Source organism: Plesiomonas sp. (genome assembly GCF_051652165.1).
Taxonomy (GTDB): Bacteria; Pseudomonadota; Gammaproteobacteria; order Enterobacterales; family CAMTGL01; genus Plesiomonas.
In genome coordinates, this window is sequence record NZ_JBOFTR010000002.1 from 117,865 (window position 1) to 143,245 (window position 25,381).

The window sequence follows — 25,381 nt, forward strand, 5'->3', positions numbered from 1 at the left end:
TATTACACTCCGGTCTTATAGCATTGGTGGCTGTGCAGGTGTGACTAACGGATCACCGTTCACAACATGCACTTTGCTGCCATTACTCAGACGAACCTGACCTGTGGTTACCAGACGTTCGCCTGCTTTTAAGCCGTTAAGCACGTGCACGCTATCGCCTTTACGATCGCCTGCAGTAACGGTGACTTGTTCAGCACGCAAAATACCGTCTTTCTCTTTCAGGATATAGGCCGTCTCACCGTACAACGTAAAGGTGATTGCCGTTTGTGGGATAACAATCTGATCGGTCAGTGTTGGCAGAATAATTTTCGCTTGTGCAAACATACCTGAACGTAAACGGCCATCGTTGTTTGGAATATCTGCTTGAACTTCAATCAAACCACTTTGTGTGGTAACAACCGGTTCAATAGCGGTAATTTGGCCTTTGAACGGAACTTGTGGGTAGGCATCAACATAAATGTCGATAGGCTGACCGGTATGTACGCGAGAGATTTCAGTTTGTGGGATAGTGAAGCGCAGCTTCATCACCGACACATCTTCTAAGCGCACAATATCGGTACCGGCTTGTAAGTATTGGCCTAGGTTGATATTACGAATACCGACAATGCCGCTAAATGGCGCACGGATTTTATAGTGCTCGATGGTCGCTTTTAGGCTCTCGATCTGGGCAAGCTGGGCTTCATAGTTCGCCTGTGCTTCATCTAAACTTGATTTAGAGATAAATTTAGTTTTAGCTAGCTCTAAATTACGCTGATAAGTAGCCCTTATCGACGGTAACTTAACCTGTGCTGCTTGCAAATTGGCGCGTTCAACTTGGTCATCGAGCTGTACTAGCACGGTTCCCGCTGCCACTTTATCACCAGAGTTAAAGTTAATCTGTTTTACGATACCTGGAGTTTGTGTTGAAACAACAACCCCTTGGTTTGGATCAATAAAACCGATAGCTTCAATAGTTGGAGTCCAACTGGTTGATTTAATGGTTGTTTCCGTTACCGGATAATCCGGCTCAGGGCGGTTCGCCAGTGCGTTGGCGATCATATGCTCTTTAAATATGTTAAACCCGATGACGCTGCCAAGAAGGACAACCACCAGCAATAACATCCCTGCGACCCATTTTTTCATCTTGATCTGATGCTCCGTATTAAAAATATTGTTCTATTTATTAATTCGCGTTCCGTGTGCTTATCCCTTGCAGGGTTGGTTTCACAGATTTAGGGTGCGAATAATCATTTTAGGTGTACACATTAGGGTATATTGATTCCGCTTGTTATACAGTTATTGCGCTTTAGTCAGTTGGCCGTAAAATAGCGCGCCAACTCGCTTCAATAGTTTGCTCTATAATTTGCGGGCTAAAGGTAGCGGTATCACCGTGGATACTCATGCGCCGAAAAAGCCCCTGCGCAGTTTCCAAACTGAGTGTAGATAATACCTGTTGCGGTAGATCAATGAGCTCACCGCTTGCCACCCCCTCTTCTAATACCTGAAACCAAACCGCGTAGCGTTTTTGTTGTTCAATCCATAATGGGCGATCAAAACCAGGCACATTGTCATACTGATACTGGTTATTAATTTGGTTCGGGTTTTCACAACAAAACTGCCATAAATTCAACCACAACTGGCGATAACGCCCATATAGCGGCCCTTCAGTTGTAACCCCTGCGCAGATTTGATTAGCAATTCGGGTACGAATTGCCTCTGCAAGCTGAATAAGCAAGTCGTGTTTATCTTTAAAGTGGCAATAAATTGTGCCTGCCGCAACACCCGCTTGCTGCGCGACTTTCTGCATAGAAAGCCCTTGGAAACCGTGGGTAGCCAAGATAATTTCAGTTGCCGCAAGGATCTGTTCTCGGGTATCGAGCATGGTAAATTCGGAGTCCATGAAGGGTTGATATTCTCATACAGCGCGGCAAGCTGCTCCCAACACGGGTAAAATAGCACCGATTCTGAATGAACGTTCAGTTCACATTATTGTAAGCGTTATTTGCGTTTGTGCAAACAAAACTCAATGTTGCCACATAAAAACACACTTTTGATCGGCGTGAATGTTACGTGTTGTTTACGGAATAATCGCCTGAACGTAGTCGTTTGTGGCTTTTTAACCCGTTTGAATAGAGGAGGTGCTAAAATCGGCACAGCCTTTTGTCATGTATTCTCGGAGAAGTGGTATGCGTTTAAATCCCCGTCAGCAGGAAGCGGTAGAGAGTGTCACCGGGCCCTGTCTTGTTTTAGCCGGTGCAGGTTCGGGTAAAACACGGGTGATCACCACCAAAATTGCGCACTTAATCCGTGTGTGTGGTTATCAAGCTCGACATATTGTGGCTGTAACATTTACTAACAAAGCTGCGCGTGAAATGAAAGAGCGGGTTAGCCAAACACTGGGCCGCTATGAAACTAAAGGGCTATTAGTCTCAACCTTTCACTCACTTGGGTTAGAGATCCTCAAGCGTGAACATAAGGCCATTGGCCTAAAAAGTGGCTTTTCACTGTTTGATGATCAAGACCAAATGGCACTGCTCAAAGAGCTAACCGAAACCCAGCTTCAAGGGGATAAAGACCTACTCAGCCAACTGGTTAGCCAAATATCGAGCTGGAAAAATGATCTGATCTTGCCAGAACGTGCCAAAGTGATCGCACAAGGGGAGCGGGGCTTTTTGTTTGCATATTGCTATGAGCAATACGATAAACAACTGCGCGCCTGTAATGTGCTCGATTTTGATGATCTCATTTTGCTGCCAACCTTGCTGCTGCGCAACAACGTAGAGGTGCGCGAACGTTGGCAGCAGCGGGTACGTTACCTGTTGGTGGATGAGTATCAAGATACCAACACCAGCCAGTACGAGCTGGTAAAGCTCTTGGTGGGAAGCCGTGCCCGTTTTACGGTGGTGGGGGATGATGACCAATCAATCTACTCATGGCGTGGCGCGCGCCCGCAAAACCTAACATTGCTGAAACAGGATTTTCCGGCCCTGCAGGTGATTAAACTTGAGCAAAACTACCGATCATCTGAGCGGATCTTAAAATCGGCCAACATTCTGATTGCCAACAACCCACACGAATTTGAAAAGCGGCTGTTTTCTGAACTGGGCTACGGTGATCCGCTGCGCGTACTGCAAGCCAACAACGAAGAGCATGAGGCCGAACGCGTAGTGGGTGAGATTATTGCTCACCGCTTCCTGAATAAAACCCAGTACAGTGATTATGCCATTCTATACCGTGGCAACCACCAATCGCGGACACTGGAAAAGTTACTGATGCAAAACCGCATCCCCTACAAAATTTCTGGTGGCACATCATTTTTTGCTCGCGCCGAAATTAAAGACATTATGGCGTATCTGCGTCTGCTGACCAACCCTGATGATGACACCGCCTTTTTGCGTATAGTTAACACCCCGCGCCGTGAAATTGGCCCCGCCACACTTGAAAAGCTCGGCAGTTGGGCAAATTGTCGGAATAAAACCCTGTTCGCGGCCAGCTTTGATCTGGGGCTAGAGCAGCACTTACAAGGGCGAGGTTTAGACGCATTGCGGCAGTTTACCCGCTGGATAGTTGAAATGGGTGATCGCGCCGAGCGTGGCGACCCGGTGGCTGCGCTGCGCGATTTGATTCACGGCATCCACTATGATGTGTGGTTGAATGAAACTTCGCCTAGCCAGAAAGCGGCCGAAATGCGAATGCGTAATGTCTCTACCCTATTCGGCTGGATCACCACCATGCTCGAAGGTGATCAACACAACGATAACGAGCCGATGACTCTGCCACAGGTAGTACAACGCCTGACCCTGCGCGATATGCTTGAACGTGGTGAGAGTGATGATGATGCCGATCAGGTACAACTGATGACCCTGCACGCCTCTAAAGGGCTAGAGTTTTCGCATGTGTTTTTAATCGGCATGGAAGAGGGCATTTTGCCGCACCAGAGCAGCATAGATGAAGATAATGTGGATGAAGAGCGCCGATTAGCCTATGTAGGGATTACCCGCGCGCAGAAAACTCTCACCTTTAGCCTGTGTAAAGAGCGCCGTCAGTATGGTGAACTTATCCGCCCAGAGCCAAGCCGTTTTTTACTTGAACTGCCACAAGATGATCTAAATTGGGAGCTGCGCAAAGAGCCTGCAACAGCCGAACAGCGTATGCAAACGGGGCGAGCCGGTGTTGCCGGATTGCGCGATATGCTCGCAAAAGCTAAAAATAAACCGAACTTATGATATTAACGGCGAGGTTTACGGGTTTGTAGATAGTGAGCGTTAAGCAAATTAACCAACAGGAGCGAACGCTTTTCGCCATCAGGCTCAAGGTTAATCGTAGAGAGTGCTTGTAACCATAACGCCTCTTGGTGCGCTGTATCTGCCACACGAACCTGATGATCGCAAGCCTGCTTATGATCGGCACTGTGTTCAGGTAACAAAACCTCAGCCTGTGGCGCAGAAGAGTGCAACGAGGCTGACGTTGTTGATGCTGGTGTTACCGGTGATAACTCAGCAGGTAAATCAGCTCGGTTGGGGTTAAAATTAGCATAAGCACACTCAAGACCCTGCATAACATCATCAGGCACTTTGGCTAACTCGTCACCAAAACGGACCATGCGTGCAACACCGCGGGTTGCATGCACTTTTGTGACACTAAATACATCTGGATCAAAATACACAAATAAGTAGTTAGGAAACAGCACCTCTTGCTCTTCACGCCAGTGCCCACGGCGTAATTTTTTCACCGTTAGCACCGGGCAAAAATGACGAATCGCCTGCATATCTAAATGCTGCACAGCCCGCGATTGCTGCCCGCGTTTACAATAAAGAAGATACCAAGCGTCCATAAGTGTCTGAGTATATTAAGTTCATGCTGTATTAATAACAATTATGTCATAAATAACCAGATGCTAATAAGGGGGAAGATACGTAAATTTGATAAGGGGTGACGATAATATGTAATAAGAGTTGTACTCACCCTTTACTAACACGTGGGCATACCGAAGTTTGGCTGTTTTGTGAATGCCCGATTCACACAGCATAAACACTCAAGCATTCACGCATGGATAAAAATACCTACCTACCTCTACTGAGCACAGCACAGACAAAACTGTGCTCAGTACATAGAACATGCGGTACGCATGTTAACGATAAAAACTCAGTTACAGCCCTTGAGTCATATATTCAATGGCCGCTTTTATCTCATCATCACTGCAATTGGTGCAGGTTCCACGCGGTGGCATTTGGTTTATGCCACTGATGGCATGTTTTTGTAGAGTCTCAATACCCTGTTTCAAACGTGGTGACCACATTGCTGCATCTCTAAATTTAGGTGATCCTAATACGCCTGTGCCGTGGCAAGCTATACATGTGCCGTTATACACCTGCTCACCGGTTCGTGGGCCAGTAGGTTGAGTTGTAGCACTTTTATCTTCAAGGTAAACATTACCAACAGGTTTAATGCGCTCGGCAATGGCCTCGTGCGACATATCGGCGGCCGACACAACGGATGAAATGCTCACAAGCAGTACTGCTAACGTTTTTATTAACGGAGTGACCGGTATTTTCACTGTATTGCCCCCAACATAAATAGGTTTGTACTTGCCTGCTTTTTGCGCGATATTACCTTAGTTTCTTATGGATGACCGTGTGATGCTATCGGGTTTGAAGGCATGACCTTATGCGCAAACAATGAGCGTGTTGTTGCGTGATTATAAGTTAACTGTAAATAAAATGAAGTGAATAATGATGTTACTTACTGTCATTATTGTGGCTAAAATGTCATGTCAACGATGGATTTACAGATTAATACGGACTATTTCAGCGTTACATTTGGCGCAGCTCGCACATTCCCTTATAATTGGCGCGCAAAATTTTCCAAGTAGATCACATTCATACCGAGTAAGTTAAGCGGGATACTGATAAGGGCTACGGCCCAAGGAAGAGCCTTTTTATGGATATTTCCTTCGCTTATCAAAAGGTTATACATAACACTCAGCATTTTAGGAGCTGCAACCTAAGGGCGGTAGCGTATGTTTTTATCACACTGCGAGTGTCATTGTATTCTTTATATTTCACTGCATAACGCTTAACTCCTCATATTTTACTCAATATATAGAGTTACCTACTCATGCAAGCTAAAACTATTCTCGTTACCGGTGGGGCCGGTTTTATTGGTTCATCTGTTATTCGGCATATTATTCAAAATACGCAAGATAGTGTGATTAATGTCGATAAGCTAACGTATGCCGGTAATCTTGAGTCATTAGAGTGTATTGCAGAAAACCCTCGTTATACGTTTGAGCAAGTTGATATTTGTGATCGTGCAGCTCTTGATCGTATTTTTGCGAAATATCAGCCTGATGCTGTGATGCATTTAGCCGCAGAGAGCCATGTTGATCGCTCAATTACTGGCCCTGCAGCATTTATTGAAACCAATATTATTGGTACTTATACACTTTTAGAAGCCGCTCGCCAGTATTGGAATACATTAGCAAATAAGTCAGCATTTCGTTTTCACCATATCTCAACGGATGAAGTTTACGGTGATTTACCACATCCAGATGAAGTATCGGGTGTATTACCATTATTTACCGAACAGACTGCATATGCACCGAGTAGCCCATATTCTGCATCAAAGGCTTCTAGTGATCACCTTGTTCGAGCTTGGTTGCGTACTTATGGTTTTCCAACACTGATTACAAACTGTTCTAATAATTATGGGCCATATCATTTCCCTGAAAAATTAATTCCTTTAGTGATTTTAAATGCGCTGGAAAATAAGCCTTTACCTATTTATGGGAAAGGCGATCAAATTCGCGATTGGCTCTATGTGGATGATCATGCCCGTGCTTTATACAAAGTGGTTACTGAAGGAAAGGTAGGTGAAACCTATAACATTGGTGGTCACAATGAAAAACAAAATCTAGATGTTGTATATACCATTTGTGATTTGCTTGATGAAATAGTTCCAAAAGCAAACTCTTACCGTGAGCAAATTACATATGTTACTGATCGCCCAGGCCATGATCGGCGTTATGCCATTGACGCAAGTAAAATGAGTGCAGAGTTAAACTGGCAACCACAAGAGACGTTTGAGTCTGGTATTCGTAAAACAGTGCAGTGGTATTTAGAGAACACAGTGTGGGTAAATAATGTGCGCAGTGGCGCTTATCAACATTGGATTACGCAACAATACGGAGAGTAACTTGACATGCGGATCTTATTATTAGGTAAAAATGGTCAAGTTGGCTGGGAGTTACAGCGTGCTCTGGCCCCGCTGGGTGAGGTTGTTGCAGTTGATTTTGATTCTACAGACTATTGTGGTGATTTTAGCCAGCCAGAAGGGATTATAGAAACAGTACGCTGTGTAAAACCGGATGTTATTGTCAATGCCTCGGCACATACTGCAGTTGATAAAGCAGAAAGTGAAGTTGATTTTGCACGGTTACTGAATGCAACAACCGTTGCTGCATTGGCAAAAGAGGCGGCTACGCTTGGGGCTTGGTTAATTCACTACTCAACGGATTATGTCTTTGACGGTGCTGGTGATACCCCTTGGCGCGAAACAGATGTGCCTGCACCACTGAATGTTTATGGTCAAACAAAACTTGAAGGTGAGCAAGCAATACAAGCAACATGCGATAAGTATCTGATTTTTAGAACCAGTTGGGTCTATGCTGCGCGTGGGAATAATTTTGCTAAAACCATGCTACGTTTTGGTAAAGAGCGTACCACAATGTCAGTGATTAATGATCAATTCGGTGCACCAACCAGTGCTGAGTTACTGGCTGACTGTACGGCTCATGCTATTCGTACTGCGTTGATTCAGCCTAGTGTTGCAGGGTTATATCACTTGATTGCATCAGGCACTACCACGTGGTTTGACTATGCCCAGTTAGTGTTTGCACAAGCGCGTAAACAAGGTGTTGAGTTAGCCGTGACACAGTTAAATGCTGTGCCTACCAATGAGTTTCCAACCCCAGCCAAGCGTCCGCATAACTCCCGTTTAAATACCACTCACTTCCAACAGACCTTCGGATTAAAACTACCGCAGTGGCAGGAAGGGGTAAAGCGTATGTTAATTGAGATTTTAGGTAAATAATCATTATGAACAACCGTAAAGGTATTATTCTTGCCGGTGGATCTGGCACGCGGCTATACCCTGTAACAATGGCAGTCAGTAAACAACTGCTGCCGATTTACGATAAACCAATGATCTATTATCCACTAAGTACCTTAATGCTGGCGGGGATCCGCGATATTCTGATTATCAGCACCCCGCAAGACACCCCACGCTTTGAACAACTGTTAGGAGATGGCAGCCAATGGGGATTAAACCTGCAATATAAAGTGCAGCCAAGCCCAGATGGGTTGGCACAAGCCTTTATTCTTGGTGAAGCGTTTATTGGTAATGACCCTTGTGCATTAGTTCTGGGTGATAATATTTTTTATGGCCACAGTTTACAAAAGCAGTTGGCCGAAGCGAATCAACAAACCCATGGTGCAACAGTATTTGCTTACCATGTGCACGACCCTGAGCGTTATGGTGTTGTTGAATTTGATAAAACAGGAACTGCCATTTCATTGGAAGAGAAACCACGTGAACCGAAAAGTAATTATGCGGTAACGGGCCTCTATTTTTATGATAACCGTGTTGTTGAGCTGGCTAAGAACTTAAAACCTTCAGCCCGTGGTGAGCTTGAAATTACTGATATTAACCGTTTGTATATGCAACAAGGTGATTTATCAGTAGCCATGATGGGGCGCGGTTATGCCTGGCTTGATACCGGTACACATGAGAGTTTAATTGAAGCAAGCAATTTTATTCAAACTATTGAAACACGCCAAGGGTTGAAAGTGGCTTGCCCAGAAGAGATTGCATACCGCATGAAATTTATCGATGCCGAGCAAGTTAAAAAACTGGCGCTACCATTGGCTAAAAATGCTTATGGGCAATATTTATTAAATATGATTAAAGGCCAAGAGTAACCATGAATATTATTAAAACAGACATTCCTGATGTGTTAATTATTGAGCCTAAAGTTTTTGGTGATGAGCGTGGTTTCTTTTTTGAAAGTTTTAATCAAAAACAGTTTGAAGAGGCGGTAGGTTATCCGGTTACGTTTGTACAGGATAATCATTCTAAATCTTCGAAAGGGGTATTGCGCGGCTTGCACTATCAGTTGCCTCCTCATGCCCAGGGTAAGCTGGTGCGTTGCGTGGCAGGTGAAGTGTTCGATGTAGCAGTGGATATCCGCAAAAGTTCACCGACTTTTGGTAAGTGGGTCGGAGCTCATCTATCTGGTGATAACAAGCGGCAGTTATGGATCCCGGAAGGATTTGCTCATGGTTTTTTGACGTTGAGTGATACTGCCGAATTTTTGTATAAAACAACGAATTATTATGCACCTACTCATGAGCGTTGCATCGTATGGAATGACATCACAATTGATATTGATTGGACTTCAGAGCTACTACCGCAACTCTCTCTTAAAGATCAAAGCGGAATAGAATTTAAAAATGCGGAGATGTTTGATTAATGAAGCATTTTTCTTCCTCACCCAAAGCAATGCTTACTGTATTATGGTGTAACAAGGCTCTAATAATAGCATTTGTAAAACGCGACATTTTAGGACGCTATAGAGGTTCTATACTCGGCATGTTGTGGTCTTTTTTTAATCCACTTTTTATGCTGGCAGTGTATACCTTTGTGTTCAGTGAGGTATTTAATGCTCGATGGGGTGTGGGAACTGGCTCCAAAGCAGAGTTTGCACTAATCCTATTCGCTGGCATGTTAATGTTCAATCTTTTTTCAGAAACAATTAATCAGGCGCCAAATATAATATTGTCCAATACAAATTATGTAAAAAAAGTTGTTTTCCCTTTGGAAATATTACCAGTTGTTAATTTACTATCGAGTTTATTTCATACTAGCATTAGTTTGATTGTATGGATTTTGGCATATAGTATCTTGATTGGTATTCCTCACGCATCATCTTTGTTTATACCATTTATAATAATTCCCTATATGTTCTTCATTTTGGGGTTGAGTTGGATTATTTCATCATTAGGCGTTTATCTACGAGATGTATCACAGATCATTGGGGTGCTAACTACTGTATTGATGTTCATGAGTGGTGTTTTCTATCCGATCTCATCATTACCAGAACATTATAGGTCTATTCTATATTTAAATCCTCTTGTGCCATTTATAGAGCAAGCAAGGGATGTATTGTATTTTGGTAAGTCACCTGACTTACTGATGAATGGAGTTATTTTCATCATATCACTACTTATTGCATGGGTAGGATTTGCTTGGTTCCAGAATACACGTAAAGGTTTTTCTGATGTCATCTGATCTTGCTATAAAAATTGAGAATGTTTCGAAGTGCTATCATATATATGAAAAACCTCGAGACAGATTAAAGCAATTTATATTTCCCCGTATTCAAAAAATATTTCGCCTCACACAAAGAAAATATTTTAGAGAGTATTGGGCTGTTAAAGATATTACTTTTGAAGTAAAAAGTGGGGAAACGGTTGGTATTATTGGGCGCAATGGTAGTGGAAAGTCTACATTATTACAGATGATTTGCGGCACTTTAAATCAAACTACTGGTGAAATACATACACACGGAAGAATTGCGGCACTACTTGAGTTAGGCTCAGGGTTTAATCCTGAATTTACTGGTAGAGAAAATGTCTATTTGAATGCCGCTATCCTCGGTTTAAGCCGTGAAGAGATCGATGAGCGATTTCAAGATATATTAGAGTTTGCCGATATAGGAGAGTTTATAGATCAGCCAGTAAAAACCTACTCGAGTGGAATGATGGTGAGATTGGCCTTTGCTGTCCAGGCTCAATCTAGCCCTGACATCCTTATCGTCGACGAGGCTCTTGCTGTGGGAGATGCAAAGTTCCAAGCAAAATGTTTCGATAGGCTAAAACAGCTAAAAGAGAATGGAACTAGTATCCTGCTGGTTACTCATTCAAGCGAACAGATTGTTACGCACTGTTCTCATGCCGTGTTGATTGATAAAGGGAATATGATAGAACAAGGCCATCCAAACACTGTAGTAAATAGATATATGGATTTGCTCTTTGGAAAAGAGGAAATAGTTAATAATGATACATCGCAATTAGAAAGTAATAAGTTAGAACTGCTCAAAAATCATATGCAAGTAAATTGCGCAGCAGATGTATATGCAACACGCGCAGGTTACAACCCGTATGAGTATCGATGGGGTGATGGTGCTGCAAAAATTTTAGACTTCAATCTATCAGCTGATGATGTCATTTATCCTTCTGCTATTAGTCCTGGCCAAAAAGTTTCTTTAACTCTAGCGGTTAAATTTATAAAAACAGTAGTTTGCCCTATCTTGGGGATAACGATAAAAACTAAAGAAGGGGTTACTGTTTATGGAGTTAATAGTGAAAGCCTTGATTTTAATGAGTTTAGACAGTATGGACGACCAGGAGAAGTAGCAATTGTAAATGCTAAATTTGAGTGCAAATTGTCTTCCGGTGATTATTTTATTTCCGTCGGTATAGCAACAAAAAATGGAGAGGAAATCGTACCGCATGATCGGCGCTATGATTCTATACATCTGCAGGTAAAACCAGACAACACCTTCTTTGGATTAGTCGATTTGGGTCTACAATTTAGCGTTGAGGGGGGGGAATGAGAGTTAATAAATTTTTAGTTGGGTATACAGCTGATGAAAAAAACGGGGTTTGGTGTAAATCTGATTATACGAGTATAGCTTATAATGATGGAGATGATGTTGAAAATAGAATTATAGAGATTTTGAAAAATTGCAATAATATCGATGTTTACTCTAGTGAACTTAAAGAGCATTGCACAAACTGGCCTCAAACTTATCATTTTTCACCAGAGAGATCTAATATCTTAAGACCCTTCGGTGAGGAATTTTATGGTAAGGATGTATTAGAAATTGGTGGTGGTTGTGGCGCTATATCAAGGTACCTTGGTGAATGTGGAGCGAACTTACTAACGCTAGAAGGTTCAATAAGACGAGCCTCAATTGCAAGAGAGCGAACAAGAGATCTTGACAATGTCACAATAGTAGCTGACTCCTTTGAAGGCTTTAATGTAGAGAAAAAATTTGATTTTGTAACATTGATCGGTGTATTAGAGTACGCTAACGTTTTCAGCAGCGATGAGAATCCAATTAAATATATGTTGGATAAAGCTAAGTCATTTTTGAGGCCGAATGGAAAGCTAATCATCGCGATTGAAAATAGGCTTGGGCTTAAATATTTTGCTGGTGCGGGGGAAGATCATATTGGAACACCCATGTATGGTATTGATGGTAGATATAAGTCTACTGAAGCAATTACCTTTGGTAAGATTGAATTAACGAATCACCTTTCTGCTTCTGGATTTGAAAGCATTGAGTTCCTTGCACCTTTTCCTGATTACAAGTTCCCGAGCTTTATTTTAACTGAACGGGCTATTAAGTTAAGCAGATTTGATAGCAAAATTTTCCCCATATTAAGCTCTCGAAGAGATCCTCTTCTGCCAAGAATTACTAATTTCAATATAGAGAGAGCTTGGGAATATATTGATACAAATGGATTAACATTAGACCTTTCTAACTCTTTTCTTTGTATAGGGCGATTAGAATCAGCCGATGATGATAATGGGTCACCTATTGCGTATAGTTATTCAACAAATAGAGAAAAGAAATTTTGCAAAGAGAGACGGTTTTTCTGTAATGAAAATGAAGAAATATTCACTGTAGTAAAATTCCCGTTTTATGATGAGAAATATAAAGATCATCGTAGTGTGGTTGACTTAATAACTGTTGAAGATACAGAGTATAAGAGCGGAGAGTTACTGATTCTCGAATTTATAAAGATTGTTACGGATAGTGATTTTTGTAAAGAGAAGTTGGTTTCATTTTTTGAAAGATATATTAAAATTATTGGATTGGAGAGTGGAATTCCTTATAGTCAGATGAGTATCAACACCTTGCTGCCAGGTAATTTGTTAGATGCAATCCCACAAAATATCGTGGTCATTGGAAATGAGGAATACTCTATCATTGATAGAGAGTGGGTTTATAAAGCGGAGTTAGAGCTTGGCTATCTCATTTTTCGTTCACTCATATCTATTATTAATCTTATAACTAAGATAGGTAAACCTGAAGGAGCTAGTTTACGCACTATTCGAGATTTTGTGTTCTATTCTTTTAGCGTTATTGGTTTATCTCTTGATGAAGAAAAATATAATTCATATGTGTTGAGAGAAAAGAAACTACGTCAATCCGTTACTGGATGTGATAAATTTAATTTATCAGATGAGATTCAGCTAGTATTCAAAAACGCTAACGATATCGTTTTTGAAAATAGTGTGTATGAGCATCATAATCTTTTTGAAATCATCGATAAATCCAGATTGGAAACTGATAATTTAAAAGTTCAGGTAGAGAGCCTTAAATCATCGCATGATGAAATCATCGATAAATCCAGGTTGGAAACTGATAATTTAAAAGTTCAGGTAGAGAGCCTTAAATCATCGCATGATGAAATTATAGATAAATATAGATTAGAAAATGATGATTTAAAATCCCAGGTAGAGAACCTTAAGTTATCGAACTATGCAATTAATAAAGAACGTGAACTTTATTTGGCAAGTATTGAAAGAATTACAGGTTCTCTTTCCTGGAAAATTACTATGCCTCTTAGAAAAATAAAATCATTTATCTCTAGTCAATCATAGTATTTGAGACAATAATTAAATGAAGCATCTTATTAAAAAGCCATTAAGAAAAATTTACTATTCATTAAGTCCTAAATATAGAACGATTGCTCTATCAACTTATCAACGAACTAGTGATTTTTTGAAACCAAAGAAAAAAATTACATATGCAAGTACTATTGCTAATGAGCGATCAGTACCATCAGTACCATCAGTACCATCAGTACCATCAGTACCATCAGTAATTGGTGAATTATCCTATTTGCATGAATTTGATGAAGTTAATAAGCTCATATTCTTACTTCCGGTTATTGATTGGAATTTCAGGATTCAGCGGCCTCAACACCTGTGTAAGCAGCTTGCAGAGTTAGGAAATGGGGTAGTCTATTTTTCAACAACATTCAATATAACCAATCAACCTGGATTTACAATTATCGATTCTCCAGCGAAAAATGTAATTTGCTGTAGATTGAATATGAATGTTAATGTTAATCTCTATAGAGATAGCTTGAGTGACGAGCAATCAACATTTTTGGCAAAGAGTCTTCTTGCTGTGAGCAGGGCATTCGGAAAGTCAGATGTTTACTCAATATTAAACCTTCCTTTTTGGCATAGTGCCGTTAAAAAGTTGCCTAAAAATAAAATAGTGTATGATTGTATGGATCATCATGCTGGCTTCTCTACTAACAGTTCCGAAATGTTAGAGCAAGAAAACTCTTTGCTGAAAGATGCGGATCTCGTAATAACTACTGCTGAGTTATTATCCCAGAATATATCTGTAGTTCGCGAAAATGTAATAATACGAAATGGTGCAGAAATAGACTTTTTTAAAGAAAAACCATCTGAAGAGCTGTTAGCAAAAAGTCGGCCAATAGTAGGTTATTATGGTGCTATTGCTGAATGGTTTGATACTGACTTAATTCTTAAAACTGCTAAATTATTGCCACAATACGATTTTGTCTTAATAGGAAATGTTACTACAGATGTGTCTTGTTTGAAAAAACAGTCTAATATTAAGCTATTGGGTGAAGTTCCATATAAAGATTTAACCAAGTACTTGGTATCATTTGATGTCTGTACTATTCCTTTTATTATTAACGATCTTACCTTGTGCACGAATCCGGTTAAAGTCTATGAATACTTGGCTGCAGGCAAACCTGTTGTAGCTACGGCTATGCCGGAAGTAGTTTTGATAGAGGATAAGGTGTTTATTGCTTCAGATGCGGATAAGTTTGCATTGTGCATCGAAGAGGCGATGAAGACGAAACACGATGAAAAATTAGTTGCTGACAGAAAAAAATGGGCGGAAAGTCATGATTGGATGGAAAGAGCAAAGCATCTAGAGCGTGAATTGGATGCATTGACTAATCGAAATGAACAACCAAAGGTTAGTATAGTCATTCTAACTTTCAACAACCTTAAACTCACAAAGGACTGCTTGGAAAGCATTGAGCGTAATACTACATATAGCAACTTCGAAGTTATACTTGTCGACAATGCATCGACGGATGGAAGCAGAGAGTATCTTGAAAAATATTGTTCTCTTAGGGAAAACTACCTATTCATACCTAATGAAAATAATTTGGGGTTTGCAAAAGGCAATAATGTTGGGTTGGATAAAGCGACCGGTGAAATTCTCGTTGTATTAAACAATGACACATATGTAGGCCCTTACTGGTTAGAAGGGTTGGTCGGTGCTTTAGAGAATAATCCAACGCTTGGTATTGTCGGCCCGGTAACGAATAATATAGGTAATGAGGCAAAAATAAATATTTCTTATGATAACTGGGTTCAGCTAAATAATTCGGCCGTCAATTATATTATCGAAAATAGGAATAAATTATATCCAGTTGAATGCCTAGCCTTTTTCTGTGTGGCAATTCCACGAAGTGTTTACCTGGCGGTAGGTCCTATATCAGAGGAATATGGATTAGGTTTCTTTGAGGATGATGATTATTGCATGCGAGTAAAAGACGCTGGTTGGAATATTGCTGTTGTAGACGATGCCTTCGTTCATCATCATCTTTCAGCTAGTTTTAACAAGTTGAAAAATAATCATAAAGAGGAACTGATGAAAAAAAACAAGGCGATCTTTGAAGCTAAGTGGGGACAATGGACACCACATCGTTATCGGAAAGGTGTCAATTAATATGCGTTTGGTGTATTTATCTCCAGTACCTTGGCATAGTGTTGCACAACGTCCTCATTTTTTTGCCAAAGCTGCTCTTCGGAGCGGCTTTAGCTCTATATTGTGGGTAGAGCCAACTCCATCTAGGCTCCCGCAAGTGAAAGATTTTCGGTCAAAATTATTTTCTGTTGAAGCTGATAGTTTTAGTAAGCCAGAAGGGATCGAGATCTTAAAATTAAGATGCATTCCAGTTGAGCCTTTGGGTTCGATATATGACTTTGTTAACCGAAAAATGATATTAGGTGCACTGAAAAGTATTCAGCAGTTCAGTTATAATGGCAAAGATACAGTTCTCGTAATTGGAAAGCCGAGCCGCTTTTCCATAGAAATCATGTCCAGTGTAAAGTTTCATAAAATTATTTTCGATGTGATGGATGATTTTCCTCAGTTCTTCCATGGGATAGCGGCTAGAAGCATGGACATAGCTCTTCGCCGAGTTATTCAAAATGTAGATGTGTGTCTTTTTTCCTCGCATAATCTTCAAGAAAAGTATGGTTACCTAGCAAAAAAATCTGAACTTGTTTTAAATGCATGTGATGAGGAGTTTCTGAGGAAGTGCCAATCTCTGTTACATGAAAGAAACTTGAGATATCTAAGCAAAAGAACATTCGGGTATGTAGGGAGTATTGCGGAATGGTTTGACTGGAGCTGTGTGATTAAATTGGCAAAAGACAACCCGATGGATAAAGTTGTTATTGTTGGGCCTAATTACTCTAGAAACATTCCAAAACTACCTGGGAATATTGAGTTGCAAAAGGCAGTAAAACATTGCGAAATCCCTAAGCTACTTTCTTCTTTTGATTTTGGCCTGATTCCATTCAAGTTAAATGAGCTAACTAACTCAGTTGACCCTGTGAAGTATTATGAATATGTTGCCGCTGGATTGTGTGTTATCACTACAGAGTTTGGTGAAATGAGATTCAGGGTTGCTAATGGGAGAGCTGTAAGTTTTCTCCAGTTTAAAAAAGGAATAACTTCAGCTTTAGATCATACTATTACATGGGATGAAAGGTTTCATAGTGTTTTTGAGGCGTTGCTACATGATGTAGCAAAAAATTAGTATACACCGTAATTTTATCTTAGTGTTATATAGACTACATTTGGAAAAAGAGGTAGAGGCATATTTTTTTAGTTCATAATCTAGCTAGATGTGATGATTGAGTGCAATTATCAGAGTAGAGGGATTGCTAACTGCTAGATCCAGTGACACACTTCATGGATATCATGTTTCCTTTCCCTGAGAGTAACTATAGATTATCAAAGATGTAGTGCTATTAGGAAAAGTCATTTAGATATGTATATCTCAGTGCTTTTGGGAAAGATAAATGTATTTATATAATAAATAGCTAAATAAAACCTATCCCGCTACATATTTAAAATACGGAAATAAATAATGATTAGTGTGAAAAAATTTGGCCGATATTCCTTATTGGATTAGTTATGAGTCTCGGGCTATTTATAAATCCTGGTTATTTTAGTTATGATGAAATTGGATGGGGAGTAAAAGCAACATTTGTGGGAGCATTGTCAGATATTAAGTATTACAGTGTTTTTCATTATAATGAATTTCATTATAGGCCTCTTAATTTTAACCCGTGGCTTTTGACATCCTACTATTTATTTGAACATCCTCAATTATATCATTCATGAGTTGTCTTTTTGGGTTTGGTAAATGTAAGCTTAATGTACTCTTTCTTAAAGAAAGAGGCTGGGTGTAAAATTGTATTTCTTACTGCCTTAACATCAACTATCATGTCTCCAATAGTTTTGTCAATGTTGGTCTCATATCTTGTTGTGTCTTCTGGTTATGTAGCAAGAGATTTCTTAAATATAAGTTTAAGAAATGATTATTCATATGGATACTATCTATACGCATATCCATTTTCTCAACTATCATATATTTTTTCTCTGAGTATGGATTTTATTACTATCTAATATTTATAGTCATACTTACAATGACATTATCTTATATGTCTTGGCATTTAATTGAAAAGACTATCAAAAAATTGGCAAGGAAAAAATATCACAAAAATAAATAGCTTTATTTCAAGTGCTGCTGTCAAGTAAAGAAATTTTTTATAAAGGGGGGTGCAATGGTTAAGGTGAAGGTGTTGTCAGTTTTTGGAACTCGCCCAGAAGCTATCAAGATGGCTCCGGTTGTGGAGCAACTTAAAAAAGATAATCGTTTTGAAAGCAAAGTATGCGTAACCGGTCAACATCGCCAGATGCTTGACCAAGTCCTTGAACTTTTTAATATAAAGCCAGATTTTGATTTAAATATTATGAAAGCGGGTCAGGATCTTACTGATGTGACGTATTCTATTCTGCTTGGGTTGCGTAGCGTATTTAATGAGTTTAAACCAGATTATGTGCTGGTACATGGAGATACGGCAACAACGTTGTCTACTACCTTGGCTGCATACTTCCAGCAAGTTAAAGTTGGTCACGTTGAAGCTGGGTTGAGGACAAATAATATTTACTCTCCATGGCCGGAAGAGGGAAATCGCAAAGTTACTGGTTGTTTGGCGAATTTGCATTTTGCACCAACTCATACTTCCAAAAATAATCTTTTGATGGAAAATATATCGGAAAATACTGTCGTTGTTACAGGAAACACAGTTATCGATGCGTTATTTATGGTTCGTGATAGACTAAGTTATGATCAGGCCCTAAAAGCTAATTTAGATTTGCGGTTTGATTTTTTAAATTCAGAGCGTAAAGTTGTTTTGATTACTGGCCATCGTAGAGAAAGTTTCGGTGGAGGCTTTGAGCGTATATGCCAAGCGGTATCCAAGTTGGCTGATAAGTTTAGTAATGTTGACTTTGTCTATCCTGTTCACCTTAATCCGAACGTGCGAGAGCCGGTTAACCGTTTTTTATCTGGACGTTCAAATGTTTTTTTGATTGAACCCCAGGACTATCTCCCATTTATATATATCATGGGGCGTGCTCATATCATTTTAACCGATTCCGGTGGTATTCAAGAGGAAGCACCTTCTTTGGGTAAACCAGTTCTTGTTATGCGTGATACCACTGAGCGTCCTGAAGCTGTTGAGGCCGGAACGGTTAAGTTAGTTGGTACTGATGTTGATAAAATAGTTGGTGAAGTCACTACATTGCTGACCGATGAGCATGCATATTGCTCCATGAGTATGGCGCATAACCCTTACGGTGATGGAAAAGCCTCTATTCGTATATTAAATTCGATATTTGATGCGTGCAATCGAATGTAATATGTATATCTCAATGTAAAGTAACTAACTAGTGTTTTAGTTAGCACTTATCCCATTACACTGAACGTTAGTTCCAGTGTAATGGGGATAGATAACGCCTGCTTCTGCATCTATTATTTTAATCCGTATTTTCGTTTAATTAGGTTTGCTTGGGTGAAAGAAAATACTCTCTCGGTGTCTATTGTTAATTACCGATCTAATTTGAGTATGCTAAAAAAAACGTTATCGACGTTAAATATAGCTGCTCATGTTAGTAAATTAAGTTCCATTTTGTATGTGGTAGAACATTCTCCTTCGTTCGCAGAAATGTTAAAGGTGGAGGATGTATTACCATGTTGGTCTGCGCCTTATAAGTCAATAGTTGATGCAACCAATCCAGGTTTTGGTTCAGGTCATAATCGTGCATTACACAGTGATACCAAATACCACCTTATTCTCAACCCTGATCTTGAAGTCGCACCAGATGCTCTTCAAAAAGCCCTTGAATTTATGAATAATAACCCTCAGTGTGGTTTATTAACACCTTATGCTACATGGGCTGATGGTCAAGTTCAGCGGCTTTGTAAGCGTTATCCTACCGTATTTGATCTATTGCTGCGTGGTTTTGCACCTAATATGGTAAAGCGTATTTTTCAGAAGCGTTTATCTTTGTATGAAATGGGTGATGCGTTAAATAGTACAGATGTTTATTGGGATCCACCCATTGTAAGCGGCTGCTTTATGCTTTTTCGCACAGAGGTATTAAAACAACTTGGTGGATTTGACCCTCGATTCTTTTTATATTTTGAAGATTTCGATATCAGCTTGCGTACAGCAAAGATAAGTCGGATTGCCTATGTGCCTCAAGTTAAAGTAGTTCACCATGGCGGGCATGCATCACGTAAAGGATGGAAGCATATAAAAATGTTTGGCCGCTCTATGGTCACTTTTTTTAATATCCATGGTTGGCGTTGGTGGTAATGAATAAATTACAAAAAGTGATGGTTACAGGGTCCTCAGGCTTTGTCGGCTCGGCATTATGCTATTATCTGCATCAACAAAAAATATCAGTAATGGGTGTTACTCGTAAAAAGAGTACACAGCCTTGGCAAGTAGTAGGGCCAGAGCTTTCTGATCGTGCAAATTGGCAACCCTTATTAAAAGGCGTTGATACGGTAGTGCATTGTGCTGCCCGTGTTCATCAGATGAACGAAAAGGAGTGTAACGCGCTACAGCAATATCGAGAGATCAATACTGCAGCGACACTTCATTTAGCAAAGCAAGCTGTACAATCTGGCGTTAAACGCTTTATTTACCTTAGTTCAATAAAAGTAAATGGTGAGCTAAGTTTATTGAATCAGCCATTTTGTGCTGATGATAATCATATTCCAACAGACCCATATGGGCTAAGTAAATATGAGGCGGAACAACAACTCAAGATTTTAGCGCAAGAAACGGGTTTAGAGGTTGTGATTATTCGGCCACCATTAGTGTATGGTGAAGGTGTAAAAGCAAACTTTCTTTCTATGATGACATGGGTAAAAAAAGGGATTCCACTTCCCTTTGGGTGTATTGATAATGTCAGAAGTTTTGTCTTTATCGATAATCTCATTGATTTGATAGTCACTTGTTGTTCGCATCCTGCTGCGGCAAATGAAACATTTTTAGTTTCAGATGATAATGATGTCTCCTTGACTCAATTACTTCAAACTATTGCCATGCAAATGCAGATAAAAAGCCGATTGCTTCCTATCCCTCAATCATGGTTACAATCTGTTTTCGCTATATTAGGAATGAAAAGTCTGAGTCAGCGCCTTTTTGGTGACTTGGCATTAGAGGTAACAAAAACAAAAAAAGTATTACATTGGCAGCCTCCGGTGACGTTTGAACAAGGTATTAAACGCACTGTTGATGACTATCTATTACACCATGTTAAGTGATAATAAATGATATGCTGAGAGTTATTGATTTCATTTTTGCTTTTTTAGGGCTGTTATTTTTATGGCCAGTGTTTGTGTTGATTGGTATCGTCGGTTATTTTGATACTGCTTCGCCTATTTTTTTTCAACAACGCGTTGGCCGTGATCAGAAACCATTTACCTTAATTAAGTTTCGGACTATGTCGGTAGATACAACGTCTGTAGCAACACATTTAGTGAATACAGCGTCAATCACTGCCTTTGGGCGATTTCTACGAAAAACGAAGCTTGATGAGTTACCACAGTTAATTAATGTACTAAAAGGGGAGATGAGTTTTGTTGGCCCTCGCCCTTGCTTGTTTAACCAACATGAGTTAATTGCTGAACGTGAGTTACGGGGCGTTTTTACTGTATTGCCAGGTATTACCGGTTTAGCGCAAATTAACAGTGTGGATATGTCTACACCAGTACAGCTTGCCGAGCTTGATCAGCAAATGATAAAAACACTGAATTTAAAAAATTATATCAGCTATATTATACAAACCGTATTAGGAAAAGGCAGCGGCGATAGAATACAACCTTAGTTGTTTTGATAAAACAACGAGTATTTTAATGTGTAGGTGAATAATAACCTGTTGTTGCAATATATTATTTGATACTCAGCATTTATTTATGATGAGAAAAGCTATGAAGCCATCGGGTGGTAATTATTTACTTGATTTTTTAGGCACGCTTTCACGCACGAATAAAAGATTGATCTCAGTATGTACAGACAGTGTATTGATTACACTCACCTTTTGGGGTGCATACTGGATTCGATTAGAAGATGCTTGGCCAATTGGTAGTATACACCATTGGTTATTATTAGCTGTATTGGTCTTTTTTAGCGTTATTATTTTTGCACGCTTAGGATTATACCGTGCAGTGCTGCGCTATGTTAGCTTTCGTGTTTTGTGGACGATCTCTCTTGGCGCTTCATTGTCTGCGGGTTTTCTTATTCTCACCGCGTTTTACTTTAATGTCTTTTTACCACGCACGGTCTCTGTCATTTACTTTACCTTTTTGGTGATTTCAATTGGCGGGGTTCGTCTGTTTTTCCGTGCGCTATTGAATACGACAAAACTTGCACGGACACAGGTGATTATTTATGGCGCAGGTTCGTCGGGTCGCCAATTACAGGTAGCATTATTGCAGGGCAGTGATTTTTATCCTGTTGCATTTGTTGATGATAATCCGGTTAAACAAGGGTGCATGATTCAAAACTGTTCGGTATACCCAAGCGCCCAATTGCCTGTATTAATTAATCATCACGGTGTCAGTAAAATTTTATTGGCAATGCCAAGTTGCTCTAAACAACGCCGTTTAGAGGTTATTAATAGTTTAGAGGCATTTCCTTGCGAAGTACTCTCTATTCCCGGCATGGTTGATTTAGTCGAAGGTCGGGCGCAGATTAATAATTTAAAGAAAATTTCTATTGATGATCTGTTAGGGCGAGATACCGTTTCCCCAGACGCAGCGTTATTAGCACGTAATATTACCCAAAAAGTGGTGATGGTGACAGGGGCGGGGGGCTCTATTGGATCGGAGTTGTGTCGTCAAATTGTGCGCCAAAAACCAACCCGCTTAGTGCTTTTTGAATTGTCAGAATATGCACTGTATGCAATTGAAAAAGAGTTAGCTGAAATTTGTAAAAATGAAGCATTGAACGTGGCGCTAACACCTTTATTAGGTTCAGTGCAACGGCAAAACCGTTTACAAGCGGTGATGAAATCGTTTGGAGTGCAAACCGTTTACCATGCAGCGGCGTACAAGCATGTACCGTTAGTTGAGCACAATGTGGTTGAAGGGGTGCGAAATAATATTTTTGGTACTCTGTATTGTGCGCAATCAGCCATTGCTGCGGGCGTAGAAACCTTTGTGCTTATCTCAACAGATAAAGCTGTTCGCCCAACCAATACAATGGGTACAACAAAACGTTTAGCCGAGTTAGTGTTGCAGGCGTTGTCTAAAGAGCAATCTCATACTCGCTTTTGTATGGTGCGTTTTGGTAATGTACTTGGCTCATCAGGTTCAGTAGTGCCTTTGTTTGAGCGGCAAATTAGCCAAGGCGGGCCTTTGACACTCACACACCGCGATATTATCCGTTACTTTATGACCATTCCTGAAGCCTCACAGTTAGTGATCCAAGCGGGCGCAATGGGCAAGGGGGGGGATGTATTTGTATTAGACATGGGCGAGCCTGTTAAGATTTATGATCTGGCAAAGCGGATGATCCGTTTAAGCGGCTTAACTGTACGTAATGAGAATAATCCAGAGGGTGATATTGCCATTGAGGTCACAGGTTTGCGCCCAGGTGAAAAACTGTACGAGGAGTTATTAATTGGTGATTCAGTCAAAGGAACAACGCACCCACGTATTATGACTGCCAATGAAGTGATGCTGAATTGGGCTGAGTTGTCAGTGCTGCTTAAACAACTAGATGAGGCTTGCCATAATTTTGATCATGAGTACATTCGGCAATTGCTATTAAAAGCACCGGCAGCTTTCCAACCTACTGATGGCATTTGTGATTTGGTATGGCAGGCAAAGCAAAAGTCTGACACATTGAGTAATGTGGTGCATTTATAATTTTGTTATTAAATAGCAGCAATCTTTTCTATGGTCGAGATTATATTTGGTTGCTGCTATTTTACACACAAAGATTTCAGTATTGTTGATAGCCTAAGTTTATTATTACATCCTACCTTCATTACTCTATACATCGGTTTCTTCCCAACCACACCCGTAATGCATCAATTTGCATTGGCTTTGCAAACAGAAAACCTTGCAAAGTTTGCACGCCTTTCTCTTGTAAATACTCACGCTGTTGTAAGCTTTCAACCCCTTCTGCCACTACCGATATTTGTAGGCGCTGTGCAAGGTTGATAATACTGTCGAGTACCGCAGTACCCATACCTGGGTTATCAATACTGCGGGTAAAGCGTTTATCAATTTTAAGATATTGCGGCTGAATACGCTGCAAATAACTCAGTGAGCAGTGGCCAGTACCAAAATCATCTAATGCCAGTGCTATACCGCCAATATTCAGTAGCGCACCAAAGAGCTTTTGTTGCGGCTCACTAAATGATAACGGCGAGCTTTCAGTGATCTCAAGCACCAGCAATATCCCTGCGGGTAAATGTTTACGCAGTTTATGGGTATGTGCCAGCAGTGCACGATTATCAAAGTGATCTGCTGAGATATTTACTGACATTCGAAAATGCGCAGGTAACTGCTTAACGGGCAGTAACAATGCATCTTGTGCAATTAGCTTCATCAGATAATGGGTTAAGCGTGGCATTAAGCGATGTTGCTCAATCAGTGGAATAAAAATCTCAGGTGAAAGCAGCTCGCTGGCACTGTAATGCCAGCGTAACAGCGCCTCTACACCAATACAGCGCCCACTGTGGCTATCAATCAAGGGTTGATAGTGCATTTGTAGGCGTTGCTGGCGGATAGCGGCACTTAACGCAAGGCTAACATGTTGGCGCAGGCTGTAGAGTCTAAATGTTAGCATTGCGCCACACAGGCCGATGAGAAACGCTATCTGTAATGGCATGCCAATCAATAACGGTAACAGTTGGATACCGCTTGGCCCATATAAGTGCAAAGAAAACTCATGGCTCTGATCTTTCCAGCTAAAACGCGGTTGTGGCAGTGATGCCGCATCAACTAAGCGGCCACTTTGACCCAGTGCAGCGAAAGCCCCAATTTGCAGTGCAAGCTGATCAACAAACGGTGGGCGAGGTTGTAAGAGCTGATGGGTTAGTGCATAAATATCGTGGATAGAGATAACACCCTGATCCGTTTTACCCGGTGAGAGCTGCCAGTGCACAATCAGTGGGCAGCCTCCGACATGATCGTAACTGAACATCAACCCATGCGCCTGTTGCAATAATTGCGGCAAAATGGGGTTAACAACTTGGCTCTCATCGTGAATATTGGCAGAAGAGCAATAAATTTGCCCTGCTTTGATCAACAGATAACTGCGTACTTCGCGATCACGCGTAGCGGCTTGCTGCAAAGAGCCCCGAATATCATCGCAAGGTTGACCAATTTGTTTACGTAATGATTGATGCCAACGTTTGTTAAATAACCGCTGATTAAGAATATCGCTGCTTATTTGGCTTAATGTGAGCTGTTGCTGTTTGCGAGCTTGCTCTTGCAACTGCAAAAAACTACTGAGTAGAGATAACAGTACACAAATGATACCAATCAAAAGAGCAATGCTTAAACGACGCAGTGTGTAGTGTTTATGCAGTACTGAATCGTTATTCATAACGCGAGGGCCTGTAGCTGTCATCATTGTTCACTATATTTACCGTGCGGTT

General features: G+C 40.5%; 20 protein-coding genes. 15 read left to right on the forward strand and 5 right to left on the reverse strand.

Translation table 11 applies throughout. The annotated features are described in order from the left end of the window. Window positions 1-15: 15 nt before the first annotated feature. Entirely contained in the window at window positions 16-1,122 is a 1,107-nt protein-coding gene (locus tag ACRC53_RS00875) for an efflux RND transporter periplasmic adaptor subunit (protein WP_438641698.1), read from the reverse strand. Between the two features lie 163 nt (window positions 1,123-1,285). Continuing rightward, entirely contained in the window at window positions 1,286-1,879 is a 594-nt protein-coding gene (locus ACRC53_RS00880) for a TetR/AcrR family transcriptional regulator (RefSeq protein ID WP_438641699.1), read from the reverse strand. Between the two features lie 286 nt (window positions 1,880-2,165). On the opposite strand from ACRC53_RS00880, the gene rep reads away from it, so the two are divergent. Beyond that, window positions 2,166-4,205: a DNA helicase Rep gene (gene rep / locus ACRC53_RS00885; protein ID WP_438641700.1), complete on the forward strand. Its 2,040-nt coding sequence runs from the start codon at window positions 2,166-2,168 to the stop codon at window positions 4,203-4,205. A 2-nt stretch (window positions 4,206-4,207) separates the two neighbouring features. Here rep and ACRC53_RS00890 read toward each other — a convergent pair whose 3' ends face one another. Both ACRC53_RS00890 and ACRC53_RS00895 read right to left on the reverse strand, forming a co-directional pair. Next, a complete protein-coding gene (locus ACRC53_RS00890) occupies window positions 4,208-4,813 on the reverse strand; it encodes a transcription termination/antitermination NusG family protein (RefSeq protein WP_438641701.1) in 606 nt (201 codons plus the stop codon). Between the two features lie 315 nt (window positions 4,814-5,128). Beyond that, the gene (locus tag ACRC53_RS00895; protein ID WP_438641702.1) at window positions 5,129-5,488 is read right to left on the reverse strand and encodes a c-type cytochrome; all 360 of its coding nucleotides are present in this window, start codon (window positions 5,486-5,488) and stop codon (window positions 5,129-5,131) included. Between the two features lie 608 nt (window positions 5,489-6,096). On the opposite strand from ACRC53_RS00895, the gene rfbB reads away from it, so the two are divergent. The 14 genes from rfbB (at window position 6,097) to ACRC53_RS00965 (ending at window position 23,639) form a co-directional block, all read left to right on the forward strand. Next, window positions 6,097-7,173 (forward strand): dTDP-glucose 4,6-dehydratase, encoded by a 1,077-nt coding sequence (rfbB, locus tag ACRC53_RS00900; RefSeq protein WP_438641703.1) that lies wholly within the window; start codon window positions 6,097-6,099, stop codon window positions 7,171-7,173. A 6-nt stretch (window positions 7,174-7,179) separates the two neighbouring features. Next, window positions 7,180-8,070: a dTDP-4-dehydrorhamnose reductase gene (gene rfbD, locus ACRC53_RS00905; protein ID WP_438641704.1), complete on the forward strand. Its 891-nt coding sequence runs from the start codon at window positions 7,180-7,182 to the stop codon at window positions 8,068-8,070. A gap of 5 nt (window positions 8,071-8,075) precedes the next feature. Next, on the forward strand, window positions 8,076-8,957 hold the full coding sequence (rfbA, locus tag ACRC53_RS00910) for a glucose-1-phosphate thymidylyltransferase RfbA (protein ID WP_438641705.1): 882 nt from the start codon (window positions 8,076-8,078) through the stop codon (window positions 8,955-8,957). 2 nt (window positions 8,958-8,959) lie between these two features. Then, a complete protein-coding gene (gene rfbC, locus ACRC53_RS00915) occupies window positions 8,960-9,508 on the forward strand; it encodes a dTDP-4-dehydrorhamnose 3,5-epimerase (RefSeq protein ID WP_438641706.1) in 549 nt (182 codons plus the stop codon). Continuing rightward, window positions 9,508-10,326: an ABC transporter permease gene (locus tag ACRC53_RS00920; RefSeq protein ID WP_438641707.1), complete on the forward strand. Its 819-nt coding sequence runs from the start codon at window positions 9,508-9,510 to the stop codon at window positions 10,324-10,326. Before rfbC ends, ACRC53_RS00920 begins: the two co-directional genes overlap by 1 nt. Beyond that, window positions 10,316-11,653: an ABC transporter ATP-binding protein gene (locus ACRC53_RS00925; RefSeq protein ID WP_438641708.1), complete on the forward strand. Its 1,338-nt coding sequence runs from the start codon at window positions 10,316-10,318 to the stop codon at window positions 11,651-11,653. The genes ACRC53_RS00920 and ACRC53_RS00925 overlap by 11 nt, the downstream gene beginning before the upstream one ends. Next, window positions 11,650-13,713, forward strand: coding sequence for a methyltransferase (locus ACRC53_RS00930; RefSeq protein WP_438641709.1), 2,064 nt, complete (start codon window positions 11,650-11,652; stop codon window positions 13,711-13,713). Before ACRC53_RS00925 ends, ACRC53_RS00930 begins: the two co-directional genes overlap by 4 nt. Before the next feature lie 19 nt (window positions 13,714-13,732). Next, window positions 13,733-15,841, forward strand: coding sequence for a glycosyltransferase (locus tag ACRC53_RS00935; protein WP_438641710.1), 2,109 nt, complete (start codon window positions 13,733-13,735; stop codon window positions 15,839-15,841). Window position 15,842: 1 nt separating this feature from the next. Continuing rightward, window positions 15,843-16,940, forward strand: a complete 1,098-nt coding sequence (locus ACRC53_RS00940) for a glycosyltransferase (RefSeq protein ID WP_438641711.1) — start codon at window positions 15,843-15,845, stop codon at window positions 16,938-16,940. Window positions 16,941-17,982: 1,042 nt separating this feature from the next. After that, window positions 17,983-19,113 carry a non-hydrolyzing UDP-N-acetylglucosamine 2-epimerase gene (gene wecB, locus ACRC53_RS00945; RefSeq protein WP_438641779.1) on the forward strand — a complete coding sequence of 377 codons (1,131 nt, stop codon included), beginning with the start codon at window positions 17,983-17,985 and terminating at the stop codon, window positions 19,111-19,113. 153 nt (window positions 19,114-19,266) lie between these two features. Continuing rightward, on the forward strand, window positions 19,267-20,073 hold the full coding sequence (locus ACRC53_RS00950; protein WP_438641712.1) for a glycosyltransferase: 807 nt from the start codon (window positions 19,267-19,269) through the stop codon (window positions 20,071-20,073). Continuing rightward, window positions 20,073-21,032: a UDP-glucose 4-epimerase family protein gene (locus tag ACRC53_RS00955; protein ID WP_438641713.1), complete on the forward strand. Its 960-nt coding sequence runs from the start codon at window positions 20,073-20,075 to the stop codon at window positions 21,030-21,032. The genes ACRC53_RS00950 and ACRC53_RS00955 overlap by 1 nt, the downstream gene beginning before the upstream one ends. A gap of 11 nt (window positions 21,033-21,043) precedes the next feature. Beyond that, entirely contained in the window at window positions 21,044-21,595 is a 552-nt protein-coding gene (locus tag ACRC53_RS00960) for a sugar transferase (RefSeq protein WP_438641714.1), read from the forward strand. Window positions 21,596-21,683: 88 nt separating this feature from the next. Further along, on the forward strand, window positions 21,684-23,639 hold the full coding sequence (locus tag ACRC53_RS00965) for a polysaccharide biosynthesis protein (protein ID WP_438641715.1): 1,956 nt from the start codon (window positions 21,684-21,686) through the stop codon (window positions 23,637-23,639). Between the two features lie 121 nt (window positions 23,640-23,760). On the opposite strand, the gene ACRC53_RS00970 is transcribed toward ACRC53_RS00965, so the two are convergent. Beyond that, window positions 23,761-25,329, reverse strand: a complete 1,569-nt coding sequence (locus ACRC53_RS00970) for an EAL domain-containing protein (RefSeq protein WP_438641716.1) — start codon at window positions 25,327-25,329, stop codon at window positions 23,761-23,763. Window positions 25,330-25,381: the final 52 nt, after the last annotated feature.